Source organism: Pseudomonadota bacterium, assembly GCA_026388255.1.
GTDB lineage: Bacteria > Desulfobacterota > Syntrophorhabdia > Syntrophorhabdales > Syntrophorhabdaceae > JAPLKB01.
Map to the genome: position 1 here is coordinate 1 of JAPLKC010000081.1, position 22,980 is coordinate 22,980.

The 22,980-nt window shown below is 44.6% G+C and carries 26 protein-coding genes; 17 read left to right on the plus strand and 9 right to left on the minus strand.

The features are described 5' to 3' along the window. Positions 1–87: 87 nt before the first annotated feature. Entirely contained in the window at positions 88–282 is a 195-nt protein-coding gene (locus NT178_09670) for a hypothetical protein (GenBank protein MCX5812796.1), read from the minus strand. A 275-nt stretch (positions 283–557) separates the two neighbouring features. On the opposite strand from NT178_09670, the gene NT178_09675 reads away from it, so the two are divergent. Further along, positions 558–695 carry a hypothetical protein gene (locus tag NT178_09675; protein MCX5812797.1) on the plus strand — a complete coding sequence of 46 codons (138 nt, stop codon included), beginning with the start codon at positions 558–560 and terminating at the stop codon, positions 693–695. 117 nt (positions 696–812) lie between these two features. Here NT178_09675 and NT178_09680 read toward each other — a convergent pair whose 3' ends face one another. Beyond that, entirely contained in the window at positions 813–1,097 is a 285-nt protein-coding gene (locus NT178_09680; protein ID MCX5812798.1) for a type II toxin-antitoxin system RelE/ParE family toxin, read from the minus strand. Then, a complete protein-coding gene (locus tag NT178_09685; GenBank protein MCX5812799.1) occupies positions 1,082–1,297 on the minus strand; it encodes a ParD-like family protein in 216 nt (71 codons plus the stop codon). Before NT178_09685 ends, NT178_09680 begins: the two co-directional genes overlap by 16 nt. A gap of 221 nt (positions 1,298–1,518) precedes the next feature. On the opposite strand from NT178_09685, the gene NT178_09690 reads away from it, so the two are divergent. The 16 genes from NT178_09690 to NT178_09765 all read left to right on the plus strand — a co-directional run bounded on the left by NT178_09690 (position 1,519) and on the right by NT178_09765 (position 16,581). Continuing rightward, the gene (locus NT178_09690; GenBank protein ID MCX5812800.1) at positions 1,519–2,319 is read left to right on the plus strand and encodes a ParB/RepB/Spo0J family partition protein; all 801 of its coding nucleotides are present in this window, start codon (positions 1,519–1,521) and stop codon (positions 2,317–2,319) included. A gap of 13 nt (positions 2,320–2,332) precedes the next feature. Further along, the gene (locus NT178_09695; protein MCX5812801.1) at positions 2,333–2,500 is read left to right on the plus strand and encodes a hypothetical protein; all 168 of its coding nucleotides are present in this window, start codon (positions 2,333–2,335) and stop codon (positions 2,498–2,500) included. A 124-nt stretch (positions 2,501–2,624) separates the two neighbouring features. Beyond that, entirely contained in the window at positions 2,625–2,909 is a 285-nt protein-coding gene (locus tag NT178_09700; GenBank protein ID MCX5812802.1) for a septum formation initiator family protein, read from the plus strand. Position 2,910: 1 nt separating this feature from the next. Continuing rightward, the gene (locus NT178_09705) at positions 2,911–3,786 is read left to right on the plus strand and encodes a radical SAM protein (GenBank protein MCX5812803.1); all 876 of its coding nucleotides are present in this window, start codon (positions 2,911–2,913) and stop codon (positions 3,784–3,786) included. Next, positions 3,787–4,227 (plus strand): thioesterase family protein, encoded by a 441-nt coding sequence (locus NT178_09710; protein MCX5812804.1) that lies wholly within the window; start codon positions 3,787–3,789, stop codon positions 4,225–4,227. It begins immediately after the preceding gene. 40 nt (positions 4,228–4,267) lie between these two features. Then, entirely contained in the window at positions 4,268–5,272 is a 1,005-nt protein-coding gene (locus NT178_09715; protein MCX5812805.1) for a glycosyltransferase family 9 protein, read from the plus strand. An 86-nt stretch (positions 5,273–5,358) separates the two neighbouring features. After that, a complete protein-coding gene (locus tag NT178_09720) occupies positions 5,359–6,861 on the plus strand; it encodes a radical SAM protein (GenBank protein MCX5812806.1) in 1,503 nt (500 codons plus the stop codon). Further along, a complete protein-coding gene (gene waaF, locus NT178_09725) occupies positions 6,830–7,822 on the plus strand; it encodes a lipopolysaccharide heptosyltransferase II (protein ID MCX5812807.1) in 993 nt (330 codons plus the stop codon). Before NT178_09720 ends, waaF begins: the two co-directional genes overlap by 32 nt. Then, on the plus strand, positions 7,809–8,840 hold the full coding sequence (locus NT178_09730) for a PfkB family carbohydrate kinase (GenBank protein MCX5812808.1): 1,032 nt from the start codon (positions 7,809–7,811) through the stop codon (positions 8,838–8,840). Before waaF ends, NT178_09730 begins: the two co-directional genes overlap by 14 nt. An 89-nt stretch (positions 8,841–8,929) precedes the next feature. Further along, on the plus strand, positions 8,930–9,418 hold the full coding sequence (locus tag NT178_09735) for an adenylyltransferase/cytidyltransferase family protein (GenBank protein ID MCX5812809.1): 489 nt from the start codon (positions 8,930–8,932) through the stop codon (positions 9,416–9,418). Between the two features lie 42 nt (positions 9,419–9,460). Continuing rightward, the gene (locus tag NT178_09740; GenBank protein ID MCX5812810.1) at positions 9,461–10,996 is read left to right on the plus strand and encodes a methylenetetrahydrofolate reductase C-terminal domain-containing protein; all 1,536 of its coding nucleotides are present in this window, start codon (positions 9,461–9,463) and stop codon (positions 10,994–10,996) included. 100 nt (positions 10,997–11,096) lie between these two features. After that, positions 11,097–11,900 carry a glycosyltransferase family 2 protein gene (locus tag NT178_09745; GenBank protein MCX5812811.1) on the plus strand — a complete coding sequence of 268 codons (804 nt, stop codon included), beginning with the start codon at positions 11,097–11,099 and terminating at the stop codon, positions 11,898–11,900. Positions 11,901–11,920: 20 nt separating this feature from the next. Beyond that, a complete protein-coding gene (locus NT178_09750) occupies positions 11,921–12,907 on the plus strand; it encodes a GDP-mannose 4,6-dehydratase (protein ID MCX5812812.1) in 987 nt (328 codons plus the stop codon). Then, a complete protein-coding gene (locus tag NT178_09755) occupies positions 12,907–14,016 on the plus strand; it encodes a DegT/DnrJ/EryC1/StrS family aminotransferase (GenBank protein MCX5812813.1) in 1,110 nt (369 codons plus the stop codon). The genes NT178_09750 and NT178_09755 overlap by 1 nt, the downstream gene beginning before the upstream one ends. Positions 14,017–14,028: 12 nt before the next feature. After that, positions 14,029–15,162 (plus strand): glycosyltransferase family 4 protein, encoded by a 1,134-nt coding sequence (locus tag NT178_09760; GenBank protein MCX5812814.1) that lies wholly within the window; start codon positions 14,029–14,031, stop codon positions 15,160–15,162. Positions 15,163–15,213: 51 nt separating this feature from the next. Further along, positions 15,214–16,581: an FAD-binding oxidoreductase gene (locus tag NT178_09765; protein MCX5812815.1), complete on the plus strand. Its 1,368-nt coding sequence runs from the start codon at positions 15,214–15,216 to the stop codon at positions 16,579–16,581. Between the two features lie 6 nt (positions 16,582–16,587). Here NT178_09765 and NT178_09770 read toward each other — a convergent pair whose 3' ends face one another. The 6 genes from NT178_09770 to NT178_09795 all read right to left on the minus strand — a co-directional run bounded on the left by NT178_09770 (position 16,588) and on the right by NT178_09795 (position 22,778). Next, positions 16,588–16,770: a hypothetical protein gene (locus NT178_09770; GenBank protein MCX5812816.1), complete on the minus strand. Its 183-nt coding sequence runs from the start codon at positions 16,768–16,770 to the stop codon at positions 16,588–16,590. Between the two features lie 31 nt (positions 16,771–16,801). Continuing rightward, positions 16,802–18,367 (minus strand): 5'-nucleotidase C-terminal domain-containing protein, encoded by a 1,566-nt coding sequence (locus NT178_09775; protein ID MCX5812817.1) that lies wholly within the window; start codon positions 18,365–18,367, stop codon positions 16,802–16,804. Beyond that, a complete protein-coding gene (locus NT178_09780) occupies positions 18,364–19,440 on the minus strand; it encodes a histidinol-phosphate transaminase (GenBank protein MCX5812818.1) in 1,077 nt (358 codons plus the stop codon). The genes NT178_09775 and NT178_09780 overlap by 4 nt, the downstream gene beginning before the upstream one ends. A 38-nt stretch (positions 19,441–19,478) precedes the next feature. Next, the gene (locus NT178_09785) at positions 19,479–19,952 is read right to left on the minus strand and encodes a tetratricopeptide repeat protein (GenBank protein ID MCX5812819.1); all 474 of its coding nucleotides are present in this window, start codon (positions 19,950–19,952) and stop codon (positions 19,479–19,481) included. A gap of 90 nt (positions 19,953–20,042) precedes the next feature. Continuing rightward, positions 20,043–20,366: a multidrug efflux SMR transporter gene (locus tag NT178_09790; protein ID MCX5812820.1), complete on the minus strand. Its 324-nt coding sequence runs from the start codon at positions 20,364–20,366 to the stop codon at positions 20,043–20,045. Between the two features lie 309 nt (positions 20,367–20,675). Beyond that, the gene (locus NT178_09795; protein MCX5812821.1) at positions 20,676–22,778 is read right to left on the minus strand and encodes a molybdopterin-dependent oxidoreductase; all 2,103 of its coding nucleotides are present in this window, start codon (positions 22,776–22,778) and stop codon (positions 20,676–20,678) included. Positions 22,779–22,980: the final 202 nt, after the last annotated feature.

The following is a 22,980-nucleotide window of genomic DNA, read 5'->3' on the forward strand; positions in this document are numbered from 1 at the left end:
AAGTTTCCTTTCAATCAAAAAGAAATATTGGAAAAAATTCCCTTTCTTTTTACCAAAACCTGCCGGGAAAGTCAAAATATGACGGATTTACCAGTATCGGTAATTCCACTCCAGATGCGCTGATTCTATCTTGCAGAATTTGTCATGCCCGGAGAAATATATTTTCCTGTAAGCGCCGCCACTTCTGCCCTTCCTGCCATCAGAAGCGAGTGGTGGAGTTCGGGGAATGGTTGTTGTTTGTTTCCTTTGGTAATCAATAAATGTTAACTGTTTTGATTCCATTTAGTTGTAGGTGGAGCAAGCAATTTTCATAAAACACATTCCCAACTAATTTGCTTGACACATGGAGGATGCGGAACGCCTGCCAGTCCTGCAGAACGCTCGGAAATATCTTGACACACTGTTTATAAATATCTACAATAAGTAACATCATCACGGGGAACTCACAAGACAATTAAAAAAACACCAGGAGAGTGTCCGAAGAGCTAATATTTTACCCGCAGGGTATGCGGGGTTGCCGGAATGAATCATTCTCTCAATTCCTAAGTTTTAACTCTGTGATCTCCGCGTACTCGAACGACCGTATGGGAGTGGGCGTGAGGATAAAAGATATTAAAGCATTATCTCTCGCAGAGCCCGCAGGGTACGCAGAGAAAGGCAGGTATATCCAAATGGACGGAAGGGATGTTCTTTAAAAAATAAATAAAATTAAAAAGGAACGAAATGTAAAGAAATACCGTCAAAGTTTCTTAATTTTTTAAGAACATCTCCTTGATTCCCCAAGTCCGATAAACAAATGCGCAACAAGTATTTTATCTTGTCTTTTTCAAATCCCGGTAAAAGTTTTCGTGGACACCCAATGCAAGTAAAAACAGGGTCTCTTTGTCAAACTCGTATGCAAGAAGAAATTGTTGTTCCAGCGCGCGGAATTTGTATACCCGCACCCCGGCGAGATCACCTATTTTTTCTTCACCACACGACACATCGGAAAGAATGTGCATGATTGCTTCATTGACCGGCTTGATCTGGTTCGAATGGAGTTTTTTGTACCTGCGCCTGAAGTATGATGTCTGAACAATCTTCATTCTTTGGTAAATTCGAAGGGTTCAAAATCTCCCTGTTTCTTAGCCGCCAATATATCACGAATGAATTCAATGGGCAGATCAGGATTATCAAGAGCGGCCCTTCCTATCTTGGCCCAGTAGGCTATCTGCAGCGGCACTGTGCGACATTCTGCCTCGGCACTTCGTTTTGCTTCTTCGTATAATTCGTCATCAATCCGGATCGCCACACTCATACGTCACCTCCTGCTACAATTGTAGCATTGTGAAACAAATAAAACAAGTATCTTAGTTTTGAATCTCGATGCTTTCACCAGCTCGTAGGTGGAAGATTATATAAAACTCTGCGATCTCTGCGTACTCGAACGACCGTATGGGATTGGGCCTGTCCCCGTAAGGGGGCGAGAGGATAGCAATAAGCTTTTTTACAAAACCAATTAAAAGTAGAGGGGGTAATATGGCAACAAGAAAGACAAGTGTAAATCCTGAATTTCTGTATATTCCAGTGGAACAGATCGTGGTATTGGAACAGGTGCGGTCAAACATTGATATCGAGACAGACTCATTCAAGTCGCTCATGCAGTCGATCAAAGACAAAGGCATCCTGGAACCGCTTATTGTAACCGGACAGGATGACGGAACATATCTACTCATCTGCGGGGAGAGACGTCTTGTGGCAGCCAGACAATTAGGGTTTGAATCCGTACCAATCAGAATTATTGAAGCAGGCAAAGAATTAGGCGACACCATAGCCCTTCAACTGACAGAGAACCTCCAGCGTGAAGACTTAAATCCCATAGATCAGGCCAAAGGAATACTCTCATTTATCCAGGCGAAACATCCTGACCAGGGGTATGATGTGGATGGGGTAATGAGCGATCTCGTAAAGTATAACCGAAAACCAGATACTCTATCGGAGGCATTGGTGTTCACATTGAACACCATCATTGAAATCTCTGCAAAGTCTTATCCTACCTTGTTCCGCACAATTTCACTTTTAAAACCTTCTCCTGAAATTCAGGCCGAAATCAGGTCAGGAAATATCCCTGTTTCCCAGGGATATTTCTTTGCTGCGAAACTTGGAAGCCCTTACTTTTTTACCATCTTCGATGAAATAATGGAGATGCCTGTAACTAATGCAAAATTAGAGAAGATGCTTACCGCGTACAAAAGAAGAAAACCCAAATCAACAGACCCGAAACCCATACCTATGAAAATAAAGGTTGCAGGATTGCAGACCACAAAAAACATATTTTGAGGAAAAGTCGGGGATGTATACAAAATCAGACCTCCAAACACTCATTGAAAAATTGCGCGTATTCCTTGCTTCAGTAGAACATCAGATTAAAACAACCCCGGAAGTTGTGCCGGAGAAAAAACCGGTTAAAATCCTGGCAGGCTTTATTACGCATAAAAAACATACAACTTCCGGTACTTAATATTTGCTCAGGAATCTTTCTCCCTACAAAATGTTAATGTAACTGATTGGACGTTATTTTCCTAAAAGCCAGGGCTTTACATATAAAGTTGACTTTTTATTTTCTTGCCGTTAATATAACTATAATGCTTGAGGAAACGATAAAAAAGTACGGCATGGCTATACTTATGCTCGCATTGATATTTTCACTGTTTTTTGCCGACGGTGGTATTTTGGCATATATTAAAACAAAAATGGATATAAAAAAGGTGAATGTTGAAATTCAAAAATTAGAAAAAGAGAATACAGTCCTGATGAGTGAAATGGAAAGACTACAGAAGGACGACAAGTATCTCGAAGATGTGGTAAGAACAAAATACGGTTTTTTGCGGGAAGGCGAAAGGCTTTACATGGTAGAGAAAGAGAAATAATATGAGATATGAGGGGGCAATATACAGACCGCCAAGCGAGGCAGACAGTCTTATCCTGCAGGTAACCATAGGGTGTTCTCACAATAAGTGCACTTTTTGCGGTTCTTTCAAAGACAAAAAATTCAGGGTGAGAAGCTTTGATGAAATCAAAGAAGATGTGGACGAGGCCAAGGCATATGCAAGGCACATCAAAAAGGTGTTTATTGCGGATGGGGATGCACTGATCATACCCCAGACGAGACTTCTTCCCATCGTTGAGCTTATAAAGGACTCTTTTCCCAGGCTTGAGAGGATAGGCGTTTACGGCAACACAAAATCTATTTTAAAAAAATCAGTGGAAGAGCTGAAGGCGCTGAAAGATCTCGGGGTCGGGATTATCTACCTCGGTGTAGAATCAGGAGATCAGGTTACACTTGATAGAGTACATAAAGGGACTATTCTGGACAAGACGGCTGAGGCAGCAAAAAGGGTCAAAGACTCAGGCATTATTCTTTCAGTGACGGTGCTGTTGGGCCTCGGTGGGGTGGAGCGAAGCAAAATACATGCTGAAGAGACAGGAAAATTCTTAAGCAGGATTGACCCTGATTACGCAGGCGCCTTGAGTGTTATTGTAGTGCCCGGTACTGTCCTGGCCGAAGAAGTGAGACAGGGCACATTTAAAGTCCCGGATCCTTATCAACTGCTTGATGAACTGGCCATCATGATTGAAAATATTGATGCAACACATATGTTTTTTGCCTCTAACCATGCCTCAAATTACCTCCCTGTTAAGGCATGGCTCCCTGAAGAAAAAGAAAAGACTTTAAATTCAATCCGGTATGTCCTGAAACAAAAGGACCCCTCCATGCTGAGGCCTGAATACATGAGGGCTCTCTGAATGAAAAACCAGAAAAAAACCGATAGAATCAATGATTTTGAAACTATTGATGTAGCTGTCCGCGTAAGGTATGCGGATACGGACAAGATGGGCGTTGTCTATCACGGAACATACTCCGTATACTTTGAGGTTGGAAGAAGCGAGTATATTAGAAAAAAGGGGTTTACATACAGAGATTTCGAAGAAATGGGCTATCAACTCGTAGTTGTTGAGCTGGAGGCAAGATACTACAGCTCCGCTACCTACGACGACCTGCTAACTGTGAAAACCGGCATATCGGAGCTAAAATCCAGAGGGCTTACATTCCATTATGAGATATACAAAAACGGCAACATGATAGTGGAAGGAAAGACAAAACATATCTGTTTAAACGCAGGCAAAAAGCCTGTATTAATCCCCTCGCCTCTTGTTGAAATCCTGAAGGATGTCAAACCCCAATAATATTCTGGTAATACGATTAAGCTCCTTAGGCGATGTTCTTATGAGCATCCCCGCTGTTATTGCTATCAGAAATACCTATAGCGATGCCCGTATCTGCTGGCTTGTCGAGGGCTCTGTCAGTCGGTTCCTGTCATATCAGGATTTTGTAGACGATGTGATTGAGTTCCCAAGACATAGTATTGTCAGGGCCATCAAAAAAAGTGATCCCATACGGGCAATAAAAGAGATAAATGCCTTTTTGAAGAGGCTGAGAAAGGTTGAATATGACATTATTGCCGATTTTCACGGGATAATTAAGAGCGCAATATTCGCAAAGATTGCCCGTGGAGCCAGAAGGATCGGTTTTGGAAAGATATATGCCAAGGAAAAGAGCCATCTTTTCTATGGTGAGGCGGTCACTGCCGGTAATAACAGGATCCATAAGGTTGAAAGGAATATGCTGATCGCACATTACCTTGGCGCCGGTAAAGAAATTCCGGAGGTGAAACTTGTTGTCCCATCTGAAATGGAAAAATATATAGACAGTTTTTTTTCAGAGGCAGACCTCTCCGGGGCGGTCTTTGCGGTAAACCCTTTCTCCAGCAGCGGGAGTGCGTATAAAAGATGGAACATCAAGCATTACGGGGCATTAATTAAAAAGATAAGTAATGAGATAGGCGGCCATGTATTGATATTGTGGGGTCCAGGTGAAAAAAAAGAAGCGGAACATTTAAGGCAGATTTCAGGTGATGGGGCATTATTATCCTGTTCGACAGACGTCCCCCAACTCTTTGCTCTTTTGAAAAAGGTTGACATGTATATCGGCGGCGATACGGGTGTTATGCACCTCGCAGCATTTGCAGGCAGGCCTGTAGTTGCAATATTCGGCCCCACAGATGTCAATATTAATGCCCCCTTTGGGCAGAATAATATAATAGTAAGAAAGGATTTACCGTGCAGCCCGTGCAAAAACAAAAAATGCCAAAACAGGAAATGTGTTGAAAGCATTACGGTAGACGAGGTTTTTGAGGCAGTGGTGAAGATGCATAAGTCGGTTCATAATTAATGGTTCGCGGTTCACAGTAAAACCGGAAGAATATTTGCCATTAAACGGTGAACTGCAAACGCTATGTTTCGCATAAGGTGAAAATAATGAAAGTATTGTTTATATATCCCAACCTCTATGCACAGATAGGATTCAGTTACGGGATTTCCTATATATCCGGTCTTTTAAAGGCAAAGGGCATAGAGACTTATCTTTTAAATGTGAATGAAAAACTCGGCTACCCCCTCGATTTTGACAGGATAAAAATGGATGTTCTTTCTATCAAGCCGGATTTTATAGGTTTTTCAGTCCTTACCAACCAGTACAAATACGCCCTTGAGATTGCACATAGTATAAAGGGATACTATGATGCCCCCATAGTCTTTGGAGGGATTCATCCAACTATGGACCCGCACGGCACAATTGCCGAAGGTCCCGTAGATTATATATGCATCGGTGAAGGCGAAGAGGCATTTCTCGAACTTATCCAAAAGGCTGATCCGAGAGGAATAAGAAATATCGGTTATAAAGATGGGGGCAGTATAATCCTTGAGCCCTTACGGCCATTCACAGATATAACAAAGCTTCCCTTTAAGGACTATGAAATCTTTGACTTTCAGCAAATGATAGACGCAAAAGATGGATGGGTGGGGCTCCTTGCTTCGAGAGGATGTCCTTTTCGTTGCACCTATTGTCTGAATCACAAGATTATGAAATTGTATAAAGACAATGGTTACCTGCCGAAGGAATATTTGAGAAGGCATGAGGTAGATGAAGTAACTAGCGAGATTGAATACCTCCTCGCACGCTATAAACGGATAAAGATGTTTATATTTGATGACGATGTATTTACCTTTGACAAAGCATGGCTCAAGGAGTTTTCTGAAAAATACAGGGCGATAACCGACATCGGTTTTGTCTGCAATGCACATGCACGTATATTTGACGAAGACATGGCGCGATACCTCAAAGACGCAGGGTGCAAAATAGTCAAATTCGGGCTGGAAAGCGGCAGCGACAGGGTGCGAAGGAACGTACTGAACAGGTACATGACAAATAAGGATATTGAGCGGGCATTCAAAATGGCGCATAAGTTTGGACTCCACACGTCTGCATTTGTTATGATAGGGTTGCCGCATGAAGAAAAGGCAGATATGGTGGAAACGATGGACCTTCTCGCAAGGATACAGCCGGGCAGAATACGCTGGTCGTTATTTTTCCCTTTTATCGGCACAAAGGCGTATGATATAGCAAAAAAGGCCGGGCAGATCGATTTTGAAAAGATGGGCCTCCTCGATAATTTTACCGATGAGACATGCATGATACTCGGGGAAGGTGCAGACCTTTTTGTAAATAAATTAAAGACCATGTTCTGTCTGTTTTTAAACGGTTATGCAGATATGGACGGCCAACAGAAATATGCACAGCTTGTCAGTAAGGTTGAATCGTCAACAGCAGAAGGCTGGCGTGAAAACAAAGGGCTTTTCATACAACAGATGAACATGTTGGATAAAGAGATGGAAGAAAAGGAAAGATGTTTTTACACAGTAAAATACAATGCTTTTATGGGCGTGAGAAGTGACTGGAAAGACGATAGTATATCTGCCTAACTGGCTGGGCGATATGGTTATGGCGATCCCTTTTCTTAATTCCCTGAAGGCCTCTCTGGACGGCGAGCTATGGGGGATCGGAAAAACAAGTGCCATACATATATACAACGGCCTTAACATTTTTGACAGATTCATACCTTTAGACAGCAAAGGGCCTATCCCGTTACTCGATACAATAACCCTTGTAAAAGATCTTGGTTTTGAAAGGAGCATTGCACTACCCCATTCTTTCCGCTCCGCCCTACTGTTCTATCTGGCCCGTGTCAACGAAAGAATCGGATATTCGAGAAACAAAAGAGGTTTTATGCTCACGCAACGTGTGGCAGAAGACAATACCCTTGAGCCCACAGTAGAACATTATCTGAAGATTATAGATGCATTGGGAGGCAAAAGACTGCCTGACACCCCTGCTCTTTGCATTACGGATGATGAGGAGCATAAATTTGACCAGAATAATATGGATATTAATAAACCCTATTTAGCCTTTATTATCGGTGCTCAGTACGGTCCTTCGAAATGCTGGCCCCCCGGTCATTTCTCAGAGCTTTCCGATATGATTGCAGGGGCTTACGGCATGAAGGTATATGTGCTGCCGGGAAAAGGTGAGGAGGGTCTTGCCCGTGAGATATACAATGGAACTGACAGAAAAGAGTTTATAGAAATTAAATCTATGGATATAAGGGACCTGAAAGTTTGCCTTTCAAGGGCATCTGTTGTTGTGAGCAATGATACGGGTCCAAGACATATTTCGGCAGCGCTTTGCGTACCTACTCTTGTACTTTTGGGCCCCATGGATGAAAGATATACCAAATATCCGAATAATTACACATATCAAATCAGCAAAGATATACCGTGCAGGCCCTGTAATAATAAAAAATGTAATAAAAACCACGAATGCCTGAAAGGCATAAGCCCGAAAGAGGTGTTCTTAAAGCTGGAGGAAATTATTGAAAGCAGGTAACAAAGTGATGAAACTAAAACAGGAAGGGAAAAGGCAGGCATTCAGCATAGAGAAAATCATCGGCAGATTTAAGGGGAAGAAGATATGTGTTATCGGGGATATCATCGCCGATGTGTATATCTTCGGGAAACCATACAGGCTTTCAAGGGAAGCCCCGGTTGTTGTTGTAAAGTATGAAGAAGAGATGGTGTACCCGGGAAGCGCAGGGAACACGATAAACAACCTTCTTGCACTCGGAGCACAGGTATTCCCAATTGGTTTTATAGGTAAGGATAACGCAGGGGATAGATTGATGGAGTACTTTTCCCGCTACAAAACGATATCAATGGACGGGCTTGTAAGGTACAAAGGAGCAACGGTCACAAAGACAAGAATACTGGCCGGGGATACCCACACATCAAAACAACAGGTAATACGAATAGACAAGGATAGCAATGAACCTGTTCCGCAACAGGCAAGAGCTCTTTTTACAAAAAAATTGGCGGAGATTGCCCCCTCGATGGATGCATTCATTGTGTCCGACTATGGACATGGCACAGTTGACAACAGAACTATCGAAACCATGAGGGATATGGCAAAAGACAAGGTCGTTGTCGGTGATTCACGTTATAATCTCAATGCTTTTAAGGGACTGACAATGATTACGCCGAATGAGTCGGAGGCTTACTCGCTCAGTTCTATGGATGAAGGGCATGATATTGAAGCAGCGGGCAGAAAAATTATGGATTTTATGGATATAGCCGCACTGCTTATTACAAGAGGGAATAAAGGCATGAGCCTTTTTCTGAAGGACGGAAAGGTTCATCATATACATATCTCAGGAACTGATGACGTGACAGATGTAACAGGCGCCGGCGATACCGTATGTGCTGCGCTGACGCTTTCACTCGCAAGCAGCGCTGATTTCTATACAGCCTCAAGGATTGCCAACTATGCAGCAGGTATTGTGGTAATGAAGAGAGGCACTGCAACAGTGAATGTGCAAGAGTTGCGGGCAGTATTGAGTGCTGATTTATAGATCTTGAATCACTGTGCATATATCCCCCGCGGTTTGCCGCGAGTCCGGCATGACGAATAATACATTGCTGTTTGCGCCGGGGAGATTTATTGTTAAGGAAGGATATGGGACAGATTATCAGGGAACTTGCAGAGCTTAAGGGTATTGTTGAAGCCGAAAGGCAAGAAGGAAAAAAAATAGTTTTCGGCAACGGGTGTTTTGACATTCTCCATGTGGGCCACGTAAGGTATTTAAAAGGGGCAAAGGAACTCGGTGATATTCTTATTGTTGCAATAAACGATGACTCATCTGTTGCAGGACTCGGAAAGAGGAAACAGGTTGTGACCCCGGCAGCAGAAAGGGCTGAGATTGTCTCTGCCATAGAGTGCGTTGATTACGTGATAACATTCAACGAGCCTAATGTGGAACGCCTGCTGCTTGAGCTAAAACCTCATATACACGCAAAAGGAACGGATTATACTGAGGATAACGTCCCTGAAAGAAATATAGTTCTCTCTTACGGGGGAAGAGTTGCCATCGTGGGTGACCCCAAGGACCATTCCACGCGGGATATAATCTCATTAATCAAGCAGTCCTGATCAGACTGCAAATACTAACGGCAATTTCATCAAGGAGCTGAGATGGCACCCAATCATTTTAAAGAGATCCTGTTACGGCGTGACCAATTTATATATACCGTTGAACTTGTTCCTGGCAGAGGGGCACGTGGCAAAGTTCAGGAGGATATCCTGGTGCTTGCCGATAAAGCTGCCCACGGAGGACTCGTTCATGCCCTTTCTGTCACAGATAACCCTGGCGGGCACCCTGCTCTTGCCCCTGAAGTAATCGGGTTCGAGATAGGACGGATGGGTATCGACCCAATTATTCACTTTACATGTAAGGACAAAAACAGAAATCAGATCGAATCGATTCTTTATGCCTTTGACCGGATAGGTATTCATAACCTGCTTGTCATGACCGGAGATTTCCCTCTTCACGGGTTTGAAGGGAAAGCAAAACCGGTTTTTGACCTCGATTCGGTCCAGCTTTTACACCTCATCAGCGAGATGAACCAGGGGCTGGAAATTAATGGCAAGTCTCCGGGTAAAATTACCAAAATAGCTCCAACCCATATGTTTAATGGCTGTGCGGTCTCGCCATTTAAGAAACTCGAATCCGAGACCATGGCTCAATATTTCAAGCTATGGAAGAAGGTCCATGCAGGCGCGGATTATGTCATAACGCAGGTAGGTTTTGATGTCCGCAAGTTCGATGAGCTTCTCCGTTACATGCATTATTGTGACATCAGAGTTCCCGTTCTCGGGAATGTGTATATCCTGAACCTCCCTGCGGCAAGGGTGATGAACCGGAAGGGTATTCCAGGATGCGTGGTAACGGATGACCTCTTCCACGCCTGTGAAGAGGAATCCCGCTCCCCGGATAAGGGGAAAACTGCCAGCCTTGAAAGGGCAGCAAAGCAGATCGCACTTTTCCGCGGAATTGGCTATGATGGCGTCCACATCGGGGGACTGAACCTGAAGTATGAAGATGTTGAATATGTCATCGGGAAATCAACAGAACTATCCGGTAACTGGACATCTTTTATTCACCAATTTGATTACCCGCAACCGGAAGGGTTTTACCTATATAAGAAAGACATTAAGACAGGACTGAACAGCGATATTTTCTCCAATGAAACGAATCACCCCGGCAAAAGCCCGGGCTACGCTCTTATGCGCCTTTTTCACCAGGCAGTTTTTGCGCAGAGTTCCCCTCTTTATAAGGTAGCCTGCTCGTTCTTCAGGACTGTGGACGGTACGATGTTAAAAGGACCTTTTACCGAGATGGAACATCTGATCAAGTTTGTCAGCTCCCGCTGCCGTCGTTGCGGAGATTGCACGCTGGCAGAGATGGCTTTTTTATGCCCTCAGTCGCAGTGTCCGAAGTTCCTTTTTAACGGTCCATGTGGTGGATCAGTTGAAGGATGGTGCGAAGTCTTTCCCGGAAAACGGCGCTGTATCTATGTCCGCGCCTATGACCGGCTCAAACCTTACAATGAAGAAGTATCCCTTAAAGGAGAGTATATCTGCCCACGCAATTGGGAGCTGGACCAGACATCCTCCTGGACCAATTATTTCCTTGGTCGAGACCACCGGGCAGAGACCTGTGACAGTTGATATTAGCCGGCTCTAACTTTTTGTACATGTTTGATTTAAAGCAATTTTTATTGTAGATTAACAAAAAACCTGAAAATTAATATACTAAGTTACGGTAATAATGGAAAATTCAAAATTCAAAATTCAAAATTCAAAATCTTCCGGTTCTGTGTTGCCCTTATCCGTTTACATGATAACCCTTAACAACGGCCATACCATAGAAAAGGCTCTTCAGAGCATTACCGGCTGGGCAGAAGAGGTGATTGTTGTTGATTCGCACAGCACGGATGGAGCCCGGGAAATTATCCTGAAATATACTGACAGACTATACCAGTTCGATACAAACAGCCAGCGGGATAAATACCAGTATGCCCAGGATCTGTGTAAAAATCAGTGGGTGCTCTTTATAGATGCCGATGAGTGGTTTACGCCGGAGATTAAAGAAGAAATAGCCCATATTCTTTCAACTGCAACCAACTGTAATGGCTTTATTGTGAACAGAAGGAATGTTTACCTCGGCAGGGAAATAAAACACGGCGGCTGGTATCCGGATTATGAAATACGGTTATATAAAAAGGAAAAGGGCAGATGGGAGGGTGGCATCCATGCAAAAATCCATATTGATGGAAAGACAGGCACCCTGAAAAATTACTACATGCATACCCCGTATGCAGACACAGCCCACCAGATAAGAACAATCGACAGATATTCCGAGGCATATGCCGACGACCTTCATACATCAGGCCGCCACTTTCACATTTTTAATATGCTTATGCGGCCCATATACCGTTTTTTCAGGGATTATATCTTTAAAAGGGGTTTTCTTGACGGCATACCCGGCCTTATCATTATTGCATCAACAATGTATTATGTGTTTATGAAGCAGGCAAAATTGTGGGAGATGGAAAGGAAAGTGAAAAAGTGAGTTTAATTGAGGAGAGAAGTATGGATGACGCATTAAAAGGCAAGGAAGTCCTTGTAACCGGCGGCCTGGGTTTTATCGGAAGCAATCTGTCCATAGAGCTTGTCAGGGCCGGGGCCAATGTCACAATTGTAGATAATATGCTGCCAAGGCAGGGGGGCAATCTCTTCAACATCAAAGATATTGAAGACAGAGTGAAAGTGAATTTTTCAGATGTGAGAAACGAACTTTCGATGAACCACCTTGTAAAAGGTAAAGACTACATATTCCATTTGGCAGGACAGGTGAACCATGTGGACAGCATGCGCAACCCTGTCCAGGATCTCGATATAAACTGCCGGGGGACGCTTGTGCTCCTTGAGGCATTGAGGCAACACAACAGATCCGCCAGAATAATCTTTGCCGGAACAAGAGGAGAGTATGGATCAAGTGTGAAACTCCCTGTAGACGAAGACCATCCTACAAACCCCAAGGGAATTTATGCTGTTACCAACTTAACGGCCGAAAAGATGGTGCTGGTCTATGACGATATATACGGGATAAAAGGGACATGCTTACGGATAACAAACACGTACGGACCGCGGCACCATATGGCACACGATGAATATGGCGTGTTCAACTGGTTTATACGTAAAGCAATGGATGATGAGGATATCCCCGTATTCGGTGACGGCAGGATACTCCGTGATTTCCTTTATGTGGAAGACCTTGTGGAATGTATGCTCAGTATGACAATTGTTGATGCAGCATACGGCAAAGTCTTTAATATAGGGACAGGCATACCGGTAAGTTTTATTGAGCTTGCTAAAAAGATAGTTGAGATAACAGGCGCAGGGAAGGCACGATTTACGGAATTCACACAGGAAAGAAAAGAGGTCGAGCCCGGTGATTACTATGCAGACATTTCACTGATAAAAAGGATTGTAGGGTGGGCCCCGCGTGTAACGCTTGAAGAAGGCATCAAAAAGACGGTGGCCTTTTACAGGAAATATAGAAAGGAGTATTGGTAATGATAGTAAAGATATTTAACCTTGAAAGGGACCACGAAGAGATAAAGAGCGAGATCGTCGGGCGATTTGAAGATGTGCTCTCTAACGGAGAATATATCCTGGGCAAGGAAGTGAAGGCATTTGAAGAGGCCTTTGCCGCATATTTAGGGGTTAAATATGCCATAGGCGTGAACAGCGGAACGGATGCGTTGAAAATAGGCGGTCTATCTACAGGGCTTCAAAGGGGTGATAAAATTGTCACAACGCCGAATACATATATCTCAACGGCAATGAGTCTTTCCATCCACGGGATTACCCCTCTTCTCTGCGACATAGAACTCGATACGTACAATATGGACCCCGGGCAGCTTGATGACCTGCTGAAAAAAGAAGATAATGTCAAGCTTTGCATCCCCGTCCATCTCTACGGACACCCCTGCAGGATGGATGAAATCCGGGAAATATGCCTCCGGCATGGGGCAAAGATACTTGAAGATGCCTGCCAGGCCCATGGCGCTAAATATAAAGATGAAATGGTGGGGACGATAGGGGATGTCTCGGCATTCAGTTTCTACCCGACGAAAAACCTTGGCTGTTACGGCGACGGCGGCATTATTGTCACGGATTCGGAGGAAATATATAATAAGGCAATAATGATGAGGGCTTACGGACAGGAGGCAAAACATGTCCATGCCATAGAAGGTTTTAATTCAAGGCTTGATGAGGTGCAGGCAGCGATCTTAAAGCTTAAGCTCGATTTGCTCGACCGTTGGAATACAAAAAGGAGGCATTTTGCATGGTTATACAGGAGAGAGTTGGATGATACGCCACTTGTACTCCCCAACGAGGCGTCCTGGGCATACCATGTTTATCATCTTTTTGTGGTCCGGGCAAAGCAGAGAAACGAATTGGTCGGATATTTAAGCGAAAAAGGCGTCTCAACCCTCATACACTACCCCACGCCGATACACCTTCAGAAGGTATATGAACATCTCGGACATAAAAAAGGTGCATTCCCGAAATCGGAAACAGCAGCGGAAGAGATCATCTCCCTGCCCATGTATCCCTCCCTGAAAGAGGACGAGGTTTTGTATGTATCCAAGTGTATCCGGGAGTACTATGGATTATGACGGGGCAACAGCATGAAAATTCTTCAATTATTCAGTGACTGGAAATGGACAGGGCCGGCAGAACCTACCGTGTCGTTATGTGAAGCGCTGACAGGCGAGGGAGTGGATGTAACACTGGCATACAGATGCGCCCCTTTGGATTTCCAGGAAAGAACTGTTGAAAAACAGGCAAAAGACAGAGGCATAAAAACCTTTGACGAGTTCAGGCTGAACAGGTATTTTTCTCCGGAAGACTGGCTGTACGATATAAGAGCCATAAAGTCCTATGTTGCTAAAAACAGGATTGACATAATTCACACCAACCTTTCCCACGATCACTTTACCGCGATTTTTGCACTTTTGTTTTCAAAGAATGGTCCTCTGATAATCAGGACAGACCATAAAAGAGACGGGATGCCTTTTAACAGGTTCATGTCATGGGCAGTCGGACGTACTGACGGTCTTGTGAGTTACAGCAGCAGCATAATGAAACAGGATATGGAAGCCTTCAGATTCCCCCAGGAGAGTACCTGTGTAATTCCTCCCGGGGTCAGGCCATACAACGGTTCTGTCAGGGATATGCGGGATGAATTCGGCATAAAAAGTGATGAAAAGGTCGTTGGTATCATTGGCAGACTGAAGCCCGACAGGGGGTATGGTGTCATACTTGAAGCATTCAGGCTCCTGAGAAACAGGATGGACAAGATAAAGCTCCTCATTATGGGGCGAAGTTCCCAGATAGAGCAGAGCATCAAACAGCCTATTGTTAAATTGGGTCTTAAAGATGATGTAATCCTTGCCGGTTACTGGATAGAAGATTACTTCTCGGTCATTTCGACCTTCGACCTCTTTGTCATGATGAGGGCAGGCAGCGATGGCACGGCACGGGCACTCCGGGAAGTAATGGCTATGGGGAAACCTGCCATAGTATCGGATATGGGGATGCTGCCCGAACTTGTAGAGGATGGGGAATCCGGTTATGTTGTAAGGCTCGACGAGCATGAACTTGCCGCAAAGATGGAAGCAATTTTGACTGACGAAGAAAGAAGGAATGCCTTCGGTATAAAAGCTAAACAGATTGCCGTAGAAAAATGGAATTTTACTGCTCAGGCTCAGGAAATGAAGGCCTTTTATGAGAAGCTCCTTGTATTGAAAAAGAAAGGATAATCCTGGAATCGTAAAGTTTTTATCAATGAAAATCTGCAAGTGAAGTTAAGAATGATAAGCGCTGATGAAATAAACCAATTAAAGACAATCCTTGACAGGGACAGGGTTTCCACCGGGGAATCCGTACGGGAGCTTCATTCCCATGACGAGTCGTATCATGCGCATATGCCTCCTGATGTGGTTGTGTGGCCTTACTCGACAGAAGAGGTAAGCCGCCTGGTAAAATGGGCTTACGAGAGGCATATCCCCATTACCCCCTGGGGTGTGGGAACAAGCTTAGAGGGCAATCCCATACCTGTTAAGGGTGGGATGCTGATAAATTTTCAGGAAATGGACAAGATAATTGCCATACGGCAGCAGGACTTTCAGGTGGATCTTCAGGCAGGGGTGATTTATAAGGAACTGAACAAGGTTCTTGGTCAGCACGGTCTTTTTTTTCCGCCGGATCCCGGCGCTGCTGCCACAATCGGCGGTATGATCGGTAATAATGCGAGCGGTATCCGTACTGTAAAATACGGGGCAACAAAGGATTATGTTATGAGGCTTGTTGTTGTCCTGCCGGGCGGCAGGATCATTCATACTGGAAACAGAGCAAGGAAAAGCTCCTCCGGTTACAACCTTGTATCGCTTTTTACTGGGTCGGAAGGCACGCTGGGGCTCATCACGGAAGCAACGTTAAGGCTTATCGGATTGCCGGTTAATTTTATGGCGGTCAGGGCAACCTTTCCTTCAGTCTTTGACGCAACGAATACAGTATTTCAGATCATGAATTCAGGGCTTTCGCCTGCTGCCATGGAATTCCTCGATGAAAAGGTAATCAGGGTGTTGAACAAAGACCATAATCTGTCGCTTGAGGAGATGCCGACACTGCTTATGGAGTTCCACGGGTTCAGCGAGAAGGGACTTGAGGAGGAAATGGCCTTTGTCGAGGAAATATGTCGTGAAAACAGGATTATATCCATTGATAAGGGTATAGGGCAGGCCGAAAGAGGCCGTCTCTGGGAGATGCGCCATCTTACATTCGAGTCAATTAAAAGGTCTCATCCAGGATTGCTTCCCCTGATTATGGATGTTGCCGTGCCCTTGTCCTGTTACAGCGAAATGGCAGGGTACACCAAAGAACAGGTGAAAGACCTCATTGCATATGTTTTTGGTCATGCAGGTGATGGGAATATCCACGTAGTAGTGCTGGACAACCCTCATGACAAGGACCGGTGGAACCGCGTGGAAGAAGCAAACCGGAAGATTGTATATAAGGCCCTTGAATTCGGTGGTACATGTACCGGCGAGCATGGAGTAGGCATAGGCAAGAGGGCGTTTTTACCTCAGGAGCACGGAGAAGCCCTTGAAATAATGAAGATTTTAAAACAGTCCATTGATCCTGAAGGGCTTATGAATCCGGGAAAATTCTTTCTCTGATGAAATTTATCTGACATAGATCTTTAAATCTCCTTCAATGCTCCCGTCGAGACCGACTTCATTCCCTTGTTCATCAAAAATCTTTTTACCGAATGCAATATCTTTCAATAGGTCGGCGGCAATCAAGGCATGTCTGACAGTCATGCCGGGGAGAAGATCGACTTCTTTATTATTGACGAAAAGCTTCATTGAATAAAGTTCCCTTTGCTTTGTTCCAGCATTATCTTATTTCAACGATTCTTCCCTCTGTTACCGGCGATATCTTCTTTCGGGATTTTATATAGTCAATAACAATATCTCTCAGCCATCTGCCGGGATCATTGTAAATAATACCCTTTCCAATTATTGCCCCTCCTGTTACCGAGTAGTCCTTTGATGTATTTATTGCTTCCCTGAACAGTTTGTATCCATCTCCACCGGCTGCAAGAAAATCATTTGTACCCACAGTATAGTGCTTATCGGGTTCCAGGGGCATACCCGCAATGAAAATATCCTTAATTTTCGGTGGATTATCTTCAGAGTCAACATAACTGAAGGTAATACCCGAGAGCTGGGGGAACCTGCCCCCTCCTTCTTTTATTGATGATATGGCATACTCCAGGGTTTCCCGAATCTGTTTTCCGGTAAGGGTAAAAGCAATGATGTAATTATCAAAGGGCAATGCGGTATATATATCATCGGCCGTTATTACTCCCTTTTTGATGCTTGTCCTTATGGAACCGCCGTTGATTATTGCTGTCTGCGCGCCGGATGTCTGTCTTATGATATCAGCCACAAAATTTCCGAAGTTCGTCTCAGCGCTTCTCACATTCTTCCTGTCAAGATCAACTTCGGTTTCCCCGATGACTTCCTGTAGCAGCGCACCAACCTTGTTGCTGTATTTGTCGACAATTGAGGCGACAGTGTCATCTTTATTTAATTGGGTTGGTTTTATATCAACAAGCTTGTTTTTTACCCCTGTCATTTTGCCATCTGTAACCGTAACATCCAGGACGCCGAGGACCTTGGCATGTTCCCATGCCTGCAAAATCACTGTCTTTCCTACTAAGGCAGGTCGCTCAACTTTTGTGTGTGAGTGACCGCCGACTATTATATCAATATCCTTCACTCTTTCAGCAAGAACCATATCCTGGTGATAGCCTATATGGGACAGGACGACGATCAAGTCCACTTTGTTCCGCAATTCTTTCACATATTTCTCTGCTGTTCCGACCTGAGAGAGAAATTTCAGACCTGTCACGTTTTTAGGGTGTGTCACTATCGGCATTTCCTCTGTTGTTATGCCGATGATTGCTATTTTTATATTGTTCAACTCTTTGAGCACATAAGGCTGGAGGGTCGGTAATTCTACTTTTACAGGGGATTGCCTGTCTGTTTCCACGTTTGCACCGAGAACAGGAAACTTTGCCTCTTCAATCCTTTCTCTCAGTGCTTTTTGTCCGAAGTCGAACTCATGGTTTCCCACAACCATGGCATCAAACTTCATTTCATTCATCAGTTCAATAACGGATTTCCCCTGAAATAGGTTTGCCCAGTTATTTCCCTGAATCATGTCTCCTGCAGCAAGAAAGAGCGTCGGTTTTTCCTTGCGGAGCTGGCCTGCCAGCCATGCAAGATAGGCAATACCACCTGCATATTCATCTGAGCCGTAGGGCTTATAGGTTTGTGCAAAACCATGAAAATCATTTATGTACAGAAGCCTTATTTCACTTTCATTGCTGTACAGCGTTGATCCATAAACGATGAATAAAAACAGGCATGTAAAAACAATAAAAAGCCTTTTCAAATTAACTCCCTGTTTTCCGCAGGGGCTTGCCCCCAGGAATTTATAATACCTTTTAGTGTTTTTATAAATCGGGCATTAAACTTATGTGTTTTTAACGGCATTCTTATATACATATTTCCTTCATCGTCTGTATATGTATCAATCAAAATATTCCTTTTCAGCAATAATTCTTCCAAATCCATTATCGGTTGCCGAATTTTTAATAGTAAAAAATTACAGGGTGTGTCAAAGATTTTCAACCTGCCAATACCCTTCATCTTTTCCATAATAAATTGCTTTTCTTCCTTGATAAACCGCTGTGTTCTCTCTCTATACCCCTTATCCTTCAATGAGGCAAGGGCAGCCATGTATGCTAAAGTGCCGACTTGCGGAAGAAGAGAAATATCTCTGATTTTATTGATCAATCCCGGTGAACCCATGACGTATGCGACAGGCAGCCCTGACAGGGCATGGAAGACAGAGAATGTCCTGAATATGATAGCCCTTTCGGATTCAATAATCTGTCGAACCAAGGAAGCGGATTGTGTAAATTCAATATATGATTCGTCAATTACCAGTATTTTACCTTGCCTGTCCGTCTCTTCAATAATACGGGCAAGGTTTTCCATGGGGAACTCTGTGCCGGTTATGTCATGGGGGTTTGCCAGCACTACCATATCAACATCCTGAATACCCCTGATAAGCCTGTCTATATCAATTGAAAATCCGTTTTCCTCCGTCATGGGAAGGGTGACGACGTTCACATCGTACCTGTTAAAAACCGTCTTGTATGCAAGCGAGACAGGTGAGGGTGCAAAAACTGTTTTTGATGAGGCTATATGTATTAAGGCATGGAGTATATGAGGCAGACCCTGTCCGAATATTATATTATCTTCTCTGATCCGTTCTTTTTTACAGATATATCGCTTTAAATATCTGATCTCTTCATCAGGGGGAAAGGGCAGGTGCTTTATGCCCTTTCTTATGGCATGTTTTGCTTTGTTTGACGGGCCTAAGGGGTTTACGCCGGAGGCAAAATCCATTACCTGCCTTAAGTCGAACCCTTTGTGCTCTGAAAAATCATGGATATTCATGGGATATTTTTTTCAACTCGCTCTGCGAGTTAAGGGAATTAACGCGTTTGCTTATTTTCAATGTAACTGAGCGCCTTCTCTGAGAGCATCTTAATAGCCGGTTCGTTTGATTCGTTTTGTGCTTCCCTGTACATCTTCTTTGAGTCTTCTATCTTTCCTTTTATGTAATAAATCTTACCAAGATACAGTTTTGCTATGCTCTGTGTCTTTTTCCGCTTTTCATTTACAACCTTATTCATGGCATCTTCGGCCTTTTTTAAAGCTTCTTCATTTCCGGTAGTGCTAAATTCTGCGAACCCCTGAATGCCCTGAGAAAGCATGTACTGGACTTTATCATCCTGCTTCTTTTCATAGAGGGTGTAGGCAAATACGCAAAAGCAGATGACGATAATTCCAACAATGCCTGCAATACATAATTTAAGGTTTTCTCTGACCCAGTTAAAGATGTATGCGAAAGTCCTTATAACAATATCCGGTTTTTTTATGTCCTGCTTTAACTTGTTTTTTGCCATATGGGGTATTTCAACATATAAGATTCTGCATGTCAACACTAAAGCCGTCCGGAGCGTAATCCCTTCATTTAAACAGCCAGGTATTTTTTATTAATGTGCATCTCCGCTCAGGTTTAAGCCTATAACCCCCAGTACAATGAGGGCTATTGAAACGAGCTTTTGCGGTGTAACAGGTTCTTTAAACCAAATTATACCTATGCCTGCAATGAGGGCGGTACCCAGGCCGGCCCACACTGCATAAGTAATGCTTAATTCAAGCTTTTTAAGGGTTAGAGTGAGAAAAAAGAAGCTGATCCCATAAAATACAAAAATCAGGATCGAAGGGATGATTTTTGTAAAACCCTGTGAAAATTTCATGCTTGTTGTACCCGAGACCTCGAGGACAATAGCGAGAATTAAGTAGATTACATACATATTAAAACCTCCTGAGTCCTGCAAATGTTATTATTTTCTCATACATTCTGTTATGCAGGGCAAAGCAATGTCAATAATAAAGATATAATCGGGATTTCCTGAGTTTTGCTTTCAATCACATAGATTCCTCGGAGCTCTGCTTCGGGGCAACCATATTCCCTCGCCCCTTGAGGGAGAGGGCAGGGTAAGGGGGATAATCATTTTCCCCATTCCGCTGATTCCTCGAAGCTCTGCTTCGGGGAGGTTCATTGTGACCGGAAAATGGGTTCTGAAAATTTTCAAAAGTGAATATGTTCCTGTCCTGAACCTTTACCCTTTCTCGACCTTGTAGACCTTGCAGAAGGTACCCCTGAGGGTAACACCTCCCATCTCATGGGCATAAGGGGAGCTGTTGCTGGTAATTGCATTGATGCACGATTCTGCAAACCCATGCAGCCCTTCATCGACACGTTTTTCAGGGTACCACCAGCCGTGATCTCCCACCACAACTTTTGGATGGAGGCTTTCGGTATATTCTGCCCTGTGGGTTATCCTGCCACGTTTGTTCTCGATATAGACCCAGTCTCCGTTATCGATCCCCAGTTCCTTGGCCGTGGCAGGATTGATATTAAGGATCGGATCCGGACGCCGGGCGCGTAGACTCTTTATCTGTCTGAAATTGGCGTGCCTAAAAACAGCCGGCTTCCTCGTGGTCAGGATCAGGGGGTATTCGCCTGCCGACCCGGGCTCACTGTACATCGTCTCTGGAGGTTCACGATAGACAGGTAGCGGGTCGGAGCCCGCCTCCTTGAGTGCATTCGAGTAGAGTTCGAGCTTGCCCGAAGGGGTAGCGAAACCGTCCCTCTCATAATGCCTGTACTGTCTGACGCACTGCAGGATGTGGACTCTCCGGAACTCATCCAGGGTAATGCCCGCGGGTCTTAGCATTTCCTCCATGAAATCACATTCATCCTTCCAGAAATACTCACCCAGTCCCAGCTTACGGGACAGCTCGATATAGATCTGGGTGTCCGACTTGCAGTTCCCGGGATCAACCACCTTCTGCTGTATCTGTGCCAAAAATGGTAGATCACCTGACTGGCGAATCGCATCATGTTCAAGATAATGGGCCACAGGCAGAACCACATCGCACATCTCGACGGTGGGTGTCAGAAACAAGTCAGCCGCTGCAATAAAGTCGAGTTTCTTGAATGCTTCCAGAGTTTCCCTGGAATTGGCCCAGGTGCAAAGCAGATTTCCTCCCTGAATATAAGCCACATGGGGCATATAGGGCTTGCCGGTAATGAGCGCCTTTACCACACTCTGCGGTAAGGCGTAATGGATGAAGGGCGCCAGATATTCGGCCCCCAATCTTCTCTGCCGCCTCTCCCCGGGAACATGATCTTGTAAGGTAAATTCCGGAGCAGCTCTGGACAGTATAGGAGGGTTAGTCCACTGGACTTTGCCGCCCGGTGCACCCACGTTGCCGCAGAGGCCTTCCAGTATATAGATGGCCCGCTGGGTCTGCAAGGAAAGCACGATATTCTCATTTGCATTCCCCACCAGAACGGCTGCGGGCCTGTTTGCGGCATAAAATCTTGCCGCATCCACTATGGTCTCTGCCGGCACCCAGGTAATCTCAGACACTTTCTGCGGTGAATACTCCTGCACATGCGCCTTCAGTTCATCAAACCCTATTGTCCAGTTTTCCACAAACGCTTTGTCGTACAAACCTTCATTGATAATGACGTGAGCCATCCCAAGGGCCAGGGCCATGTCCGTTGCCGGCCTCGGCCTTATCCATTGGTCTGCCTTTTTTGCCAGGATGGTTTCAAAGGGGTCTATCACCATCAACTTGGCCCCCTTTGCAATGGCTCTCTTGAGAGGCTCGTAGTTCGGGATGGATGTTGACGCGGGGTCCATGCCCCAAACCACGACCAGCGCCGAGGCATTTGTGTGATCTTCCATGAGAAACGAGCCAAAGGTGAAGCGCATGGCATTCACATGGGGGAAATAACAGACCGATGCCATAGAGGTGATGTTTGGAGAGCCAAACACATTGGCAAGGCGGGTAAAAACATTGTCCTGAATGCCTTTGGCAGCTCCCCTCAACCAGCATACGGACTCAGGGCCGTACTTCTGCTTGGCATTGTTCATTTCATCAGCTATCCTGCCGAGGGCCTCATCCCAGGAGACCTCCTGCCACTTCCCTTCTCCCCGTTTGCCCTTTCGTATCAAAGGATGTCTTACGCGGTCAGGGTGGTTCCGAATCTCCAATGATGCCATAGCCTTTACGCAAAGAGCCCCCATGTTGAGCGGGGCATCGGGATCCCCCTCAATCTTGACTATCTCCCCATCCTTCAAATGCACCAGCATGCCGCAATCCTGAAGGCAGAGGGCGCAAGTTGTCCGTACAACTCCAGTGTTAATCATGATATTCTCCTTATTGACCTATAGCTTTTCTCGTCACAGAATCAACCTCTTCTACTAAGGAACTTTTACACCACAAGACATTAAGAGTCAAATTCATTTTTCTGAAGCTATCCATTCAAAAATGTTATCGACCGGTTTACGAATCTGTTTGTGTTGGGGGTCAAATCTTTACGGCCTGTTGCCCAAATCCCCTTAACCTTTG

What these genes read in the sequence shown, in the direction of transcription:
- NT178_09670 (MCX5812796.1), bottom strand. Translation starts at nt 282, where the DNA reads ATGGAATCAAAACAGTTAACATTTATTGATTACCAAAGGAAACAAACA.
- NT178_09685 (MCX5812799.1), bottom strand. Translation starts at nt 1,297, where the DNA reads ATGAGTGTGGCGATCCGGATTGATGACGAATTATACGAAGAAGCAAAA.
- NT178_09690 (MCX5812800.1), top strand. Translation starts at nt 1,519, where the DNA reads ATGGCAACAAGAAAGACAAGTGTAAATCCTGAATTTCTGTATATTCCA.
- NT178_09695 (MCX5812801.1), top strand. Translation starts at nt 2,333, where the DNA reads ATGTATACAAAATCAGACCTCCAAACACTCATTGAAAAATTGCGCGTA.
- NT178_09700 (MCX5812802.1), top strand. Translation starts at nt 2,625, where the DNA reads ATGCTTGAGGAAACGATAAAAAAGTACGGCATGGCTATACTTATGCTC.
- NT178_09705 (MCX5812803.1), top strand. Translation starts at nt 2,911, where the DNA reads ATGAGATATGAGGGGGCAATATACAGACCGCCAAGCGAGGCAGACAGT.
- NT178_09710 (MCX5812804.1), top strand. Translation starts at nt 3,787, where the DNA reads ATGAAAAACCAGAAAAAAACCGATAGAATCAATGATTTTGAAACTATT.
- NT178_09715 (MCX5812805.1), top strand. Translation starts at nt 4,268, where the DNA reads ATGAGCATCCCCGCTGTTATTGCTATCAGAAATACCTATAGCGATGCC.
- NT178_09720 (MCX5812806.1), top strand. Translation starts at nt 5,359, where the DNA reads ATGAAAGTATTGTTTATATATCCCAACCTCTATGCACAGATAGGATTC.
- NT178_09740 (MCX5812810.1), top strand. Translation starts at nt 9,461, where the DNA reads ATGGCACCCAATCATTTTAAAGAGATCCTGTTACGGCGTGACCAATTT.
- NT178_09745 (MCX5812811.1), top strand. Translation starts at nt 11,097, where the DNA reads ATGGAAAATTCAAAATTCAAAATTCAAAATTCAAAATCTTCCGGTTCT.
- NT178_09750 (MCX5812812.1), top strand. Translation starts at nt 11,921, where the DNA reads ATGGATGACGCATTAAAAGGCAAGGAAGTCCTTGTAACCGGCGGCCTG.
- NT178_09755 (MCX5812813.1), top strand. Translation starts at nt 12,907, where the DNA reads ATGATAGTAAAGATATTTAACCTTGAAAGGGACCACGAAGAGATAAAG.
- NT178_09760 (MCX5812814.1), top strand. Translation starts at nt 14,029, where the DNA reads ATGAAAATTCTTCAATTATTCAGTGACTGGAAATGGACAGGGCCGGCA.
- NT178_09765 (MCX5812815.1), top strand. Translation starts at nt 15,214, where the DNA reads ATGATAAGCGCTGATGAAATAAACCAATTAAAGACAATCCTTGACAGG.
- NT178_09770 (MCX5812816.1), bottom strand. Translation starts at nt 16,770, where the DNA reads ATGAAGCTTTTCGTCAATAATAAAGAAGTCGATCTTCTCCCCGGCATG.
- NT178_09780 (MCX5812818.1), bottom strand. Translation starts at nt 19,440, where the DNA reads ATGAATATCCATGATTTTTCAGAGCACAAAGGGTTCGACTTAAGGCAG.
- NT178_09785 (MCX5812819.1), bottom strand. Translation starts at nt 19,952, where the DNA reads ATGGCAAAAAACAAGTTAAAGCAGGACATAAAAAAACCGGATATTGTT.
- NT178_09790 (MCX5812820.1), bottom strand. Translation starts at nt 20,366, where the DNA reads ATGTATGTAATCTACTTAATTCTCGCTATTGTCCTCGAGGTCTCGGGT.
- NT178_09795 (MCX5812821.1), bottom strand. Translation starts at nt 22,778, where the DNA reads ATGATTAACACTGGAGTTGTACGGACAACTTGCGCCCTCTGCCTTCAG.